At 62.7% G+C, this 12,652-nt stretch carries 9 protein-coding genes; 5 read left to right on the top strand and 4 right to left on the bottom strand.

Going from position 1 to position 12,652, the window contains the following annotated elements; genetic code table 11:
- Window positions 1-150 precede the first annotated feature (150 nt).
- Window positions 151-1,140: a serine/threonine protein kinase gene (locus tag EK373_RS20720; RefSeq protein WP_129645589.1), complete on the bottom strand. Its 990-nt coding sequence runs from the start codon at window positions 1,138-1,140 to the stop codon at window positions 151-153.
- Between the two features lie 192 nt (window positions 1,141-1,332).
- Between EK373_RS20720 and galE the strand changes: the two genes are divergently transcribed.
- The 4 genes from galE to EK373_RS20700 all read left to right on the top strand — a co-directional run bounded on the left by galE (window position 1,333) and on the right by EK373_RS20700 (window position 5,931).
- Entirely contained in the window at window positions 1,333-2,328 is a 996-nt protein-coding gene (gene galE / locus EK373_RS20715) for a UDP-glucose 4-epimerase GalE (RefSeq protein WP_129645588.1), read from the top strand.
- Window positions 2,329-2,483: 155 nt separating this feature from the next.
- Window positions 2,484-3,938, top strand: a complete 1,455-nt coding sequence (locus EK373_RS20710) for a sensor histidine kinase (RefSeq protein WP_129645587.1) — start codon at window positions 2,484-2,486, stop codon at window positions 3,936-3,938.
- 6 nt (window positions 3,939-3,944) lie between these two features.
- Window positions 3,945-4,625, top strand: a complete 681-nt coding sequence (locus tag EK373_RS20705) for a hypothetical protein (RefSeq protein WP_129645586.1) — start codon at window positions 3,945-3,947, stop codon at window positions 4,623-4,625.
- A complete protein-coding gene (locus EK373_RS20700) occupies window positions 4,594-5,931 on the top strand; it encodes a sigma 54-interacting transcriptional regulator (RefSeq protein ID WP_232831170.1) in 1,338 nt (445 codons plus the stop codon). Before EK373_RS20705 ends, EK373_RS20700 begins: the two co-directional genes overlap by 32 nt.
- A 4-nt stretch (window positions 5,932-5,935) precedes the next feature.
- Here the strand turns inward: EK373_RS20700 and EK373_RS20695 are convergent, their stop codons facing one another.
- From EK373_RS20695 to EK373_RS33105, 3 genes are all read right to left on the bottom strand, one after another.
- The gene (locus EK373_RS20695; protein WP_129645584.1) at window positions 5,936-6,967 is read right to left on the bottom strand and encodes a UDP-glucuronic acid decarboxylase family protein; all 1,032 of its coding nucleotides are present in this window, start codon (window positions 6,965-6,967) and stop codon (window positions 5,936-5,938) included.
- 243 nt (window positions 6,968-7,210) lie between these two features.
- Window positions 7,211-7,777 carry a PEP-CTERM sorting domain-containing protein gene (locus tag EK373_RS20690; RefSeq protein ID WP_129645583.1) on the bottom strand — a complete coding sequence of 189 codons (567 nt, stop codon included), beginning with the start codon at window positions 7,775-7,777 and terminating at the stop codon, window positions 7,211-7,213.
- 189 nt (window positions 7,778-7,966) lie between these two features.
- Entirely contained in the window at window positions 7,967-8,143 is a 177-nt protein-coding gene (locus EK373_RS33105) for a hypothetical protein (protein WP_157994461.1), read from the bottom strand.
- A 193-nt stretch (window positions 8,144-8,336) separates the two neighbouring features.
- Here EK373_RS33105 and EK373_RS20685 point away from each other — a divergent pair, with 193 nt between their 5' ends.
- On the top strand, window positions 8,337-12,605 hold the full coding sequence (locus EK373_RS20685) for a PASTA domain-containing protein (RefSeq protein ID WP_129645582.1): 4,269 nt from the start codon (window positions 8,337-8,339) through the stop codon (window positions 12,603-12,605).
- Window positions 12,606-12,652 lie beyond the last annotated feature (47 nt).

The following is a 12,652-nucleotide window of genomic DNA, read 5'->3' as shown; positions in this document are numbered from 1 at the left end:
TATTCGTTTCTTGCCCGTCTCAGCACACGAGCTGCCGACTTGGCGCGGGACGCTATCACAGCGTCGGAACTGCAAAAAGTCGATGCGTTCGCATTCCCGATTGACGCGACGGTGCAGCCGTGGAGCGGGATGACGTTATTCAGCATGCGTTCAGCGCAAGTCGAGCGGCCCTTCGGCAATCGCGCCCAACTGCTCGCGCAGCGACAGCACCTGGTTCTCCCAATAGCGCGGCTCGACGAACCAGGGAAAGGCCGCGGGAAATGCCGGGTCGGACCAGCGCCGCGCCAGCCACGCCGAATAGTGAATCATCCGCAACGTACGCAAGCTCTCCACCAGCACCAGCTCGCGATAGTCGAAGTCCGCGAACTGCGAATAGCCCTCGAGCAGTTGTGACAACTGCTCGCCCATGTCATTGCGATTTCCAGACAGCAGCATCCATAGATCCTGGATCGCCGGCCCCATCGCGCAGTCATCCAGATCCACGAAGTGCGGCCCGTCGTCGGTCCACAGCACATTGCCGCGATGACAATCGCCGTGCAGCCGCAGCTCGGCCACGCCGTGCGCGTTGTCGAATGTTTCACTCACCGCCTCGAGCAGATCGCGCGTCAGCGACTCGTAAGCAGCTTCCAGGTGCGACGGAATCCAGCCGTTGGTCAGCAGGAACTCGCGTGACTGTTCGCCCATGCGCTCGATGTCGATGCGCTCGCGATGACGAAAGCGCTGCCGGCGTCCGATCATATGAATGCGCCCGAGGAAACGCCCCATCCATTCGCGCTCGGTGGCCGAGCCCAGCTCCGGCCAGCGACCGCCGCGGCGCTCGAACAGCGCGAAACGAAAACCTTCGTACTCGAACAGCGTGCGGCCATCGCGCACCAACGGCGGCACCACCGGTACTTCGGCCGCGGCCAGCTCCAGCGCGAAGCCATGTTCTTCATGAATCGCCGCGTCGGACCAGCGGCCCGGCCGATAAAACTTCACGATCAGCGGCGCGCTCTGCTCCATGCCCACCTGATAGACACGATTCTCGTAACTATTCAGTGCCAGGATGCGACGGTCGGAATCGCGGCCAAGCGATTCCACGGCGGCAATGATCACGTCGGGCGTCAGTCGGTCGTAGGGGTGCGGGTCGGGTCTGGGCATGAAGTTCGACAAGGCAATGCTCTGGCAGCGCCCATGGTGACCGGCGGCAGCGACTGAAGTCCATTGCAGATTGACGGGCTGTCTGATTCGAGCGACGCGTGCGCCATGAATGGACTACCGATGAGCTACTGACGCAGAGCAACTGCTAGAATCGGCACAACGTTCCCTATCAACACTGGATCGACATCGACTATGACCATCCTCGTCACCGGCGGCGCCGGCTACATCGGCAGTCACGTGGTTCGGCAGCTCGGTGAGCGCCAGGAAAAAGTAGTGGTGCTGGACAACCTGTCCACCGGCTTCCGCTCCGCGGTGTTGCACGGTGAGCTGGTGGTGGGCGACACCGGCGATCGCGAGCTGGTCGGCCGCATCCTGCGCGAGCATCGCATCGAAACCATCATGCACTTCGCCGCCAACACCATCGTTCCCGAGTCGGTGTCGAATCCGCTGAAGTTCTACGGCAATAACACTTGCTCGACTCGCAACCTGCTGCAATGTGCTCAGGAAGCCGGCGTCAAACATTTCGTGTTCTCCTCCACCGCTGCGGTGTATGGCATTCCCGAGAGCGGCGTCGCCGCCGAGGACAGCCCGACGCAGCCGATCAATCCCTACGGCACATCGAAGCTGATGAGCGAATGGATGCTGCGTGACCTGGCCGCCGCCTCGCCGCTGCGCTACGTGGTGCTGCGCTACTTCAATGTGGCCGGATGCGATCCGCAACAGCGCATCGGCCAATCGACCCTCAAGGCGACGCTGCTCACGAAGGTGGCAGCCGAAACCGCCGTGGGCAAACGGCCGCACGTTTCGATTTTCGGCACTGACTATCCGACCGCCGACGGCACCGGCGTGCGCGACTACATCCATGTCGAAGACCTGGCCAGCGCACACTTGAAGGCGCTCGATTACCTGCGCGCCAATGGCGCATCGGTGACGCTCAATTGCGGGTACGGGCACGGTTACAGCGTCCGCGAGGTGATCTCGACCATGAACCGCCTGACCGGCCAGCCGCTGAAAACGGTCGAGGAGCCCCGCCGGGCGGGCGACCCGCCCTCGCTCGTTGCCAAGGCCAAGCGCGTCCGTGAAGTGCTGGGCTGGGTGCCGCAGCACGATGACCTCGAGGCCATCATCCGCTCGCAGCTGGCCTGGGAGCGCCGCCTGCAACAGGAACCGGGCTTGCAGAAGAACTAACGACCGGACGGCACGCCCCTGAGGCGGCTGCTGAAGCCGGTATGAGACCGGCCCTGCAGTCGCCCCTGAGATCGGCCTGGAAATGACATGGATGCCACCTCCCTCCTACGCAGTTTCCGCGCATCGCGGTACTTCGAGCGCTAGAATCCGCCACCATGCGTTTGCCTCGCCCGAGCTCACTGAACAGCCTGATGCTGACCGGTTTCGCGCTGGTTTCCATCCCGCTGCTGCTCGGGGTGGTCATTGCCGCGACCAAAGTGCGGAACCTGTCCGAGGAGAGCGCGACGCTGGTCCGCAGCGGCGTGCAGACCACGCACTACACCCAGCAGCTGTTCCAGCAGATCGCGCCGATCGAGCGTAGCGCCAAGCTGTACCAGGTGCTGAACGACCCGGGGCTGCTCGACGTGTATGGCGACAGCCGCGAACGATTGCTCGCGACCCTGGCCAGCATCGAGACGACCGCGGCCGATCAGGAGCACGCGGTCCAGTTGCAGGCCATCCGCAACTCGCTTCGGCGCATCGACGCCGCCCTGCTATCGCCGACGCCGGCCTCGCCGGAAGTGATCCGCGACGCCGTCGACGCCGTCCAGCCGATGTGGCAGGCGGCGTTTGCGCTAACGGCGGCGACCGGCGAGCAGGTCGAAACCGGTTTGTCACGGCTGCAGCAGTCGACGTCCGATACGCAGAAGTATCTGTTCTGGCAGTCGGCGGTGCTGATACTGCTGACCGCGATGCTGGTGGGCGTGTTCACGTTCCTGCTGATGCGCCCGATTCGTCAGATCGACCTGGCGATCAGCCAGCTCGGCAAGGGCACCTTCTCGAAGTCGATCGCAGTGCGCGGCCCGGTCGACCTGGTGAACCTCGGCCGGCAGCTGGAATGGCTACGCGTGCGTTTGCTGGAATTGGCGCAGGAGCGTAATCGATTCCTGCGACATATGTCGCATGAGTTGAAGACGCCCCTTGCCAGTATTCGCGAAGGCACGGAGTTGCTGATGGATGGTGCGGTCGGTGAGCTGGACAGCGCGCAGCGGGAGGTCACCACCATCCTGCGCGACAACGGCATCAAGCTGCAGCAGCTGATCGAGAATCTGCTGGAGTTCAGCGCCTGGCAGGCACGGCACGCGGGATTGGAGATATCGGAGTTCCGGCTGCGGCCCCTGATCAAGTCGGCCTTGGAAACGCATCAGCTGACGTTGCTCGCGCAGCGGGTGCACCTGGATCTGAAAGTACAAGACATCGAGCTGCACGCGGATCGCGCCAAGCTCAAGCTGATCTTGGATAACTTGCTGTCGAACGCGCTCAAATACAGCCCCCGGGGCGGGACCATTTTCATTCATGCCAAAGCGGACAAGGATCAACTGGTGCTCGATGTCGCGGATACCGGCCCCGGCATTTCCAAGGATGAGCGCTCCGCGATTTTCGACGCCTTCTATTCGGGACGCGCGCCGGTCTCCGGCCATCTCAAAGGCACCGGCATCGGCCTGTCGGTGGTCTCGGAATTCGTGCAGGCGCACGGCGGCTCGATCGAGATTCTCGACGGAATGTTTCCTGGCGCCCATTTCCGCGTCCGGCTGCCCCTGGCGCCCGCGCTCGAAGGCGAGCCGGCATAGCGGCGCATGATGAAGCTCAAACACACCATCGGGCTGCTATGCGCGTGCGCCGCCACCCTGTTGTTACAGGGTTGCGAGGTCATGGATCAATTCCGCCAGCAATCGGAAGCAAACTCCGCGGCGAGCGCGCCCCCCTCACCCGCGCCGATGAGCGGCAATACGCCCGCTTATCTGGACATCATGAATGGTTTGAGCACGCCGGATCCGGCCCGCCAGGCCGATTTGTTTTACGAAGTCGAGCGCGAATACACACGCGCGCCGACGACGGCGAGCACGCTGAGATATGCCGTTGCACTGGTCACGCCTGGCCATCCCGCAAGTAGTCCCTCGGAGGGCAAACGTTTGCTGGAAACACTGCTGGCCACACCAGAACGGCTCACGCAGGATGAGCGGACGCTCGCCTCTGTGTTGCTGCACGAAACCGATGTTAGATTGAAGCTCGAGGCCGAAAATCGTCGTTTGCTTGCGACACTCGACGACCGTCACCGGTCGCAGGCAAACTCGGATAAGCGCATTCAGGCGCAGATCGAAGAGAACGCACGTTTGCGCCGTGCCCTCGCCGAAGCCCAGCAGAAGCTGGACGCGATCAAAGAAATCGAGAGGTCTATCATTGAACGCAGTCCCACGCCCCCTGGCAATCGCGATGCCGCCCCAAGTGAAACGCAAAGCCCGCCTGCTGGTCGTTGACGACGATCCGGGGTTGCTCCGGCTGCTCACGATTCGTCTGCGCGCCGAGAACTACGAAGTCGACGCGGTGGAAAGCGCCGCCGCGGCTTTGGCTGCTCTCGCCCGGGTCCGTCCCGATCTGGTGATCACCGATCTGCGCATGGATCAGATGGACGGCATCGGCCTGCTCAAGGAAATCCAGAGCCGGGCTCCCGGCCTGCGAGTCATCATCCTCACCGCCCACGGCACGATTCCGGATGCGGTGCAGGCGACCCAGAGCGGCGCGTTCGCGTTCCTCACCAAGCCGGTCGACAAGCAGGAACTGCTCGATCAGGTGCAGAAGGCGCTGAAGGTTTCCGGCTTCGCCGATACCACCGAAGACTGGCGCAGCGAAATCATCACTCGCAGCGCCGTGATGGAAGAACGCATGGCGCAGGCCCACATGGTGGCCGGCACCGACGCGCGCGTCATGATCACCGGCGAGAGCGGCACTGGCAAAGAGCTGCTGGCTCGGGCCATCCACAAGGCCAGCCCGCGCCGTAACCGTCCGTTCGTTGCCATCAATTGCAGCGCCATGGCCGAAAACCTGCTCGAAAGCGAGCTGTTCGGCCACGTGAAAGGCGCCTTCACCGGCGCCATCCGCGAGCATCGCGGCCTGTTCCAGGCGGCCGACGGCGGCACGCTGCTGCTCGATGAAATCGGCGACATGCCGATGCGGCTGCAGGTGAAGCTGCTGCGCGTCCTGCAGGAAAACCAGGTCCGTCCGGTGGGCAGCACCGAAGCGACCACGGTCAACGTTCGCATCATCTCGGCGACGCACCGCGATCTGAAACAACTGATCATGGGCGGTCACTTCCGCGAGGACCTGTACTACCGCTTGAACGTCGTGCACATCGAAATGCCATCGCTCGCGAAGCGTCGCGAAGACGTGCCGCTGCTGGTGTCGCACTTCCTCGAGAAGGTCGCGCAGGAGACCAGCGAGCAGCGTCACATCTACGCGCCGGAAGCGGTCGAGCTGCTGGTCAGCGCCGATTGGCCGGGTAATGTGCGTCAGCTGGAAAACGTGGTTCGGCAGAACGTCGCGCTCGCCACCAGCCCGATCATCAGCGCGGAGCTGGTGCAGGCCGCGTTGGGCGGCGGTCCGACCCGCCTGCCCTCCTTCGACGAGGCCCGTGACGAGTTCACCCGCAACTATCTGTCTCAGATCCTGCAGATCACCGGCGGCAACGTGAGTCAGGCGGCTCGCCTGGCGAAGCGCAATCGCACGGACTTCTACAAGCTGCTCGCGCGTCACCAGCTGACGCCGGAAGACTTCAAGCAGCGTTGAGCCCTCACGCCCGCGCGCTCGCGCGGGCATCGATCTCGACCGGTACAGGTATGGGTGCGCGCGAAGCCGTAATGGCGATTTTCGGCGCACCCAGCAACTGGTCGAAATATTCCACCGTTCGCGACAGACCATCCTTCAGCGACACCTTCGGCGTCCAGCCGAGCAGCTGCTGAGCCTTTTCTATATCGGGACGCCGCTGCCGCGGATCGTCGACCGGTAGCGGCTGGCGCACGATCTTCGATTTCGAGCCGGTGATATCGAGCACCGCCTGCGCCAGCTCCAGCATCGTGAACTCGCAGGGATTACCGATGTTGATTGGGCCGGTGACGTGATCGACACTGTCCATCAGCGCCAGCAACGCCGCGACCATGTCGTCCACGTAACAGAACGAGCGCGTCTGGCTGCCGTCGCCATAGATGGTGATGGGCTCGCTGCGCAGCGCCTGCACGATGAAGTTCGACACCACGCGACCGTCGTTGGGGTGCATGCGCGGTCCATACGTGTTGAAGATGCGAGCGACCTTGATCTGCAGCTTGTGCTGGCGGTGATAATCGAAGAACAGCGTCTCCGCACAGCGCTTGCCTTCGTCGTAACACGAGCGCAGCCCCACGGGATTGACGTTGCCCCAGTACTCCTCCACCTGCGGATGCACCGAAGGATCGCCATAAACTTCCGAGGTCGATGCCTGCAGGATTCTGGCGTGCACGCGCTTGGCGAGCCCCAGCATGTTGATGGCGCCGTGCACGCTGGTCTTGGTGGTCTGCACCGGATCGTGCTGGTAGTGAATCGGCGATGCCGGACACGCCATGTTGTAGATCTCGTCCACCTCCACGTACAGCGGAAAAGTGACATCGTGGCGCATCAACTCGAAGCCCGGCCGTTCGGCAACCCGAGCGAGGTTGCTCTTGGAGCCCGTGAAAAAATTATCCACGCACAGCACGTCGTGGCCGTCCGCCACCAGCCGTTCGCATAGGTGAGAGCCCAAGAAGCCGGCGCCGCCGGTGACCAGAATGCGCTTGGTATCGAGCTGTTTCATGGCGGACCCTGCTGCAGGAGGCGACGAGTTGCCGCCGCTCGCAAGCACAATCTGCCGCCAACAAAACGGTTCCTCGATGCAGCGAGAGCGCTAGGTCCTTGCCAACTCAGCCTTCCTGCGCAGGCGCCCGTCGGTGCTCTACTTACGCCGCCCGGCGGTCGAGCTGTGGGTCAAAATAAAAGAGCCCCGGAACATCGTTCCGGGGCTCTTATCGCTCACCCTCTTGGAGGAGCGCGCTCGCTGTTAGCCGTTCGTACGGCGACGAGCAGCAAAGCCCATGCCGAGCAGGCTGAGCCCCAGCAGGCCGAGCGTCGCGGGCTCCGGCACTTCAGCCGTAGCGCGATCGCCCCAAGCCTCGAGGCGCGAAATGCCGAACAGGAAGTCACCCTTGTTCGCGGTGATCTTCACTTCCAGGATGCCATCCGCGCTGAGCAGGCTGGTCACCACGAAGTCGAACACGCTGAGCAGGTCGACCGAGGGATTCTTCACTGTCTGCCATGCGCCGTCGAAACGAAAACCCGCCGTTTCCTTTTCGTCGCCAAGCAGCCACTTCGGCAGATCGCCACCCAGAGCGTCGTCGCCCAGCACGATGGTCAGCGCCGCGTAAGACAGTGTGTCGACACCTGGACGGTAACCGAAAGGACCATCGGTGATGTCGTGCGTGTAGGTGTAGCTGTTGCCCGTGCTCACCTTGTCGAAATCAATCTGCCAATCGCTCCAGTACTGCGGGACAGCCTGTGCAGTACCCACAGCACCCATCATGAGTGCAGTAAGAACCGCAAGCTTCTTACCCAAAGATTTAACCAACATTTTTTTTGCTCCCGGCGGAGGTGGAATTCGTTTGTTGCATGCCCGCCTCGCATGCCGTCTGGTTCCAAGTATTGCAAGGGGTGGACCAACTGGGATTTTATCTTTGTTTATCAGTACGTTATAGCTCACGCACACTTCGCCGCATCGCCCCCGCGCGCCGCGGTTGTCAGGCGAGTCGACACTCAAATCTCAACTGATGAGGGCCACGCGACGTGCACCTGTTTTACTAAATCCCGCTTCCGGATCGTCAAAAAAAAAGTTGCCGGTGATGCCGAAGACCCGCGACTGGAACGCCAGCATGCCGAGTCCATCGCTTTGCTCGTTCCGATCTTTCTTTCGAGCGTGATCTGCGCTGGCCTGATCCAATGACGTTACCTCCGTCGGCACTCATGACCAATAGACTTCGCATCGAAAAGTGTCGGAGGATTTTCCAATGTTCCTTTTACCGTTGACAGCAAACCGTGACTCGCTAAGTAGTTTCGAAATCCTGGCTTGATTCGTGCAGTTTAGTTCGTGTTATACGGCTCCGGCCGTTCAATGAGCGTACGGGAGAGGTTTCATGCATTGTTTGAAGGCGATCCGAGTTCTCGCTTCGATCGCATTACTCGCCCTTTTCCTGCCGGCTCTTTCGTGGTCTCAGTCATGGACAGGAATCGACGTCGGTGCCGTTGGCGCCGCGGGCTCCACGGCCACCGGCAGCGGCACGGTCACGATCAACGCATCCGGAGTCGACATTGGCGGCACTGCCGATGAGATGCACTTTGCCTATATCGAAGTCTCGGGCGACGTCGAGATCATCGGCCGCCTGCCCGAGATGACCCGCACTCATTCGACCCAGACCAAGGCAGGTCTGATGATTCGCGGCTCGCTGGCCGCCAATGCTCCGCACGCCTATTCGTTCATTCGCTCGGGAGGCTACTCAGGGCTGATCTTCCGTGGTGCGCAGGGCGGTGCTTCCACCACGGTCGCCGGGCCGGCTGCTGTAAGGCCGGGCTGGATGCGGCTGACCCGTGCTGGCAATACATTCACCGCGTACACGGGCGCCGATGGCACGACGTGGACGCAGGTTGGCCAGACGACGCTCTCACTGCCCACCTCCGTGTTCGTCGGCCTGGCGGTTACCAGCCGAGTCGACGGGACACTCGCTACCGCCGTGTTCGACAACATCACGGTGAGCGGCTCCTCGGCCATCCCCGATACTGCCGCACCCTCTGTTCCGCAGAATCTGCGCACGACCGCGGTGTTTTCCAACAGCGTGGGCCTCGAGTGGGATGCGTCGAACGATACTGGCGGCGCCGGTCTGGCCGAGTACCACGTATTCCGTAACGGCGGAATGAATCCGATCGGTACGACCAGCACGCCCCAATACAACGACACGACCGTCTCTCCGAACACCACGTATTCGTACGGCGTGAGCGCAGTTGACCTGGCGAATCCGCCGAATCAGTCCGCACAGAGCAATTCGTTGTCCGTGACGACGCCCTCGGCTTCCGTCACCGTGCCGAACGTGCTTGGCCAGACGCAGGCTGCGGCAGAACTCGCTATCAACAATGCTGGCTTGTCGTTGGGCACCGTCTCCACCCAGAGCAGTGCTTCGGTGCCTGCCGGTTCCGTCATCAGTCAGAACCCCGCGGCCGGTGCATCCGTCGCTTCAGGCTCATCGATCAATCTCGTCGTCTCGTCGGGTTCAGGCGGCACACCGCCGGCAGAGCCACAGCCTTTGGTGCTCAACACCAGCACTGATGTCGGTGCGGTCGGCGCCGCAGGTTCGATGATACAGGCCAACGGTGTGATCACGATCGTTGGTTCGGGCGCCGACATTGGCGGCACCGCGGACGAAATGCACTTCGGCTACGTCCAGCTTTCCGGAAACGTCGACGTCGCCGCTCGCCTGCCGGGCCTGACTGCCGCGCACTCTTCGCTCACCAAAGCCGGCATCATGATGCGCGAATCGCTGACCGCGAATTCGCGCCACGCCTACTCGTACATTCGCAGCGCCGGCTACCCCGGCATGATTTCTCGAGCAAACACCGGCGGCGCTTCGGCGACCGTGGAAGCTGCATCCCGCGTCACCCGGCCCGGCTGGATACGCCTGACCCGCGCCAATAACACCTTCACCGTATTCGCGGGTCAGGATGGCACCAACTGGACCCAGATCGGCCAGGCGACGATAACCATGCCTGCCACGATCTACGTAGGCCTCGCGGTCACGAGCCGTCTGGACGGATCCGTATCGACTGCTGAGTTCGACAACGTCCGGGTCAGCGGTTCGGGTGCTGCCACCGTCCTCACACCGAATGTCGTCGGCCAGACGCAGAGCACCGCCCAGTCGAATATCACAGCCGCAGGCCTGGTCGTCGGAACCATCACCTCACAGAGCAGTGCTTCAGTGCCCAGCGGGTCGGTGATCAGTCAGACTCCGATCGCAGGCGCTAGCGTTGCGACCGGCACGACGGTGAATCTCACGGTGTCGACCGGCCCCGCGGCCGATGTGACCGCGCCGACGACACCTCAAAATCTCTCGGTCACTGGCACCACTTCCTCCTCGATTTCGCTCGGCTGGTCGGCCTCAACGGATACGGGTGGATCTGGGCTGGCTGGCTATCGCATCTTCCGCGACAGCGGAGTTGCCCCCATCGGCTCGACCGGCAGCACCAACTTCACGGACTCCGGCCGCGCACAGAACACATCGCACAGCTATACCGTCGTGGCGTTCGACAACGCCTCGCCGGCGAACGAGTCCGCGCCTGCCGGCCCGGTTACTGGGACAACCACCTCGGCTCCGGTGGATACAATTGCACCGAGCGTGCCTCAAAACCTCCAGGTCACGAGCACCACCGCGAGCACCGTATCCCTGTCGTGGCAGGCGTCGACGGATACCGGCGGCTCTGGGCTTGCCGGCTATCGCGTGTTCCGCGATGGCGTACAGGTCGGCACTTCGCCAACGGCAACGTTCGTCGACTCAGGTCGGGCGCCGAGCACGACGTACAGCTACCGAGTCTCCGCGCGTGACAACGCCGTCCCCGCCAATGAGTCCGCGCAATCTGCCGCTGTGAACGCTACAACGCTTAGCGCGGGCGGCGTCTGCACCGTGTCGATCACCGGTGGTGCTGCGGTCATGAACGTTGGACAGCGCGCTGTCTACACCGCGAATGTCACTGGCGGCGGCACCCCGATCGCCTATCAGTGGACGGTATCGGGTGACATCATTCGCGACTATCAGGAAAGCACGGCGCAGCCGTGGTCGGCCACGGCAATGACGCCGGCGAACTTCCAGACGCAGCAGCTCGACTTCTACTGGAAGCCGCTGGCGAGCCAGCGTCACCCCCAGAACAGCGGGCCTGCCGACCGTACGGTGTCCGTAAACGTTCAGGCCGGCGGTGCGAGCTGCTCGGCTCAGATCATCGTCAGTGTCGAACGCAACTCGACGAACATCGGAAGACAAGCGGAAGACTTCTACACCAGCAATCACCCGGGTGCTGGTAATAGAGGCCGCGTACGCAACGATCACAGCGCATGGCACCGCGACTGGATGCCAGGTGTGCCGAACTACGGCAGCACGCTGTTCGACTTCCATCGCGAGTTCGTGGATCGCTTCAACAACTGGCGTCAGGAGTTCGGTTATCCGCTGGTCGTCCCCTGGGATCCAGGTACCCCGCTGCCCACCGGCGCCGACGTGAACCACGCCAATCGTCTCGGCACGTATGTTCTGACACCGCGACCGAGCTACTTCACGCTGGCCGGTGGTGCAACAGCGCGCCCGAGCAATGGCACAGCGTGCGAAACCGGGGGCGGCCAGAATGATCTGCTCGACTTCCCGGACCGCGATGCTTTGGGTTGCGCGGTGAACCTGCCGATGCACAGCAACGTGCACAACCGTATCGGCGGCGACATGGCGACGACCGCCGGCGCACCGGTCGATCCTGTCTTCTGGCGCTGGCACGAATACATGGATCTGATTTCTCAGGATTGGCTCGCCGGCGGTGGCGGTGGCAGCGCGATGCGCGCCATCCCGACACAGGAGACTCGCCTCGTTGCAAATGAAGCGGCAACGCGAGAAATCGTGGCAGCGAACCAGCCGGCAGAGCATCAGCATCTCACCGCTCAGGCCTTGCCCGCAGAGATCGCCGACGATACGGAAACCTCTGAACAGCACGTGCACGGGCATCAGCACCACGCTCCTGCCGCTGCTACGGCGGGTCCGAACGTCACCTTGCTCACCGAAGAGCAACCAGACTCAGTAGTCGCGCCTCAGCGCGGACGCGCAGCGCGCGGTCCTCGTGTCATTTACGAAGCACCGTTCCGCACCCGCCCGTTCGTAACGGAGCTGCCTGCTGTAACGGTGACGTTCAGCGTGCCGGTCTTCGGGATGACAGCCGATGCGCTGACCGTCAACGGTTCGCCCGCAACGGAAGTCAAAGGCAGTGGCGCCGGCCCGTACGTGTTCAGCGGCTTCCAGGCTAGCGACGAGCGCGTGCTCCAGGTGCGGTTCAACGGCCGAAAAGTGCGCGACGCCGAAGGCAATCGTGGCGGCAAGCGCGCATGGCGCTACTGGGTCGTCAAGGCGGGCGAAGACAAGGACAAAGACGGCCTCGACGACGCCGCAGAAGTTCTCGATCACATGACGAACCCGCGTCTGCGCGACACGGACAATGACGGCATGCCCGACAAGTTCGAAGTCTTCAGCACTTGCTTGAACCCATGGGAAGACGAGCGCAGCCCGCACGACATGTCAGGCGGCTCGCTGCCCGGCAACGAAGACCAGGACAACGACGGACTGACGGATCTGGAGGAGTACTACTACGGCAGCGATCCTTGTAAGCCGTAGCCAGCTTCGATGCACAACGAGAAGGGCCATGACTGTGTCATGGCCCT

This window comes from Peristeroidobacter agariperforans (genome assembly GCF_004138335.1).
In the GTDB taxonomy this organism is placed as follows: Bacteria; Pseudomonadota; Gammaproteobacteria; order Steroidobacterales; family Steroidobacteraceae; genus Steroidobacter; species Steroidobacter agariperforans.
Note: the sequence above shows the minus strand (reverse complement) of the source record. Positions and strands in the feature narration are given on the sequence as shown.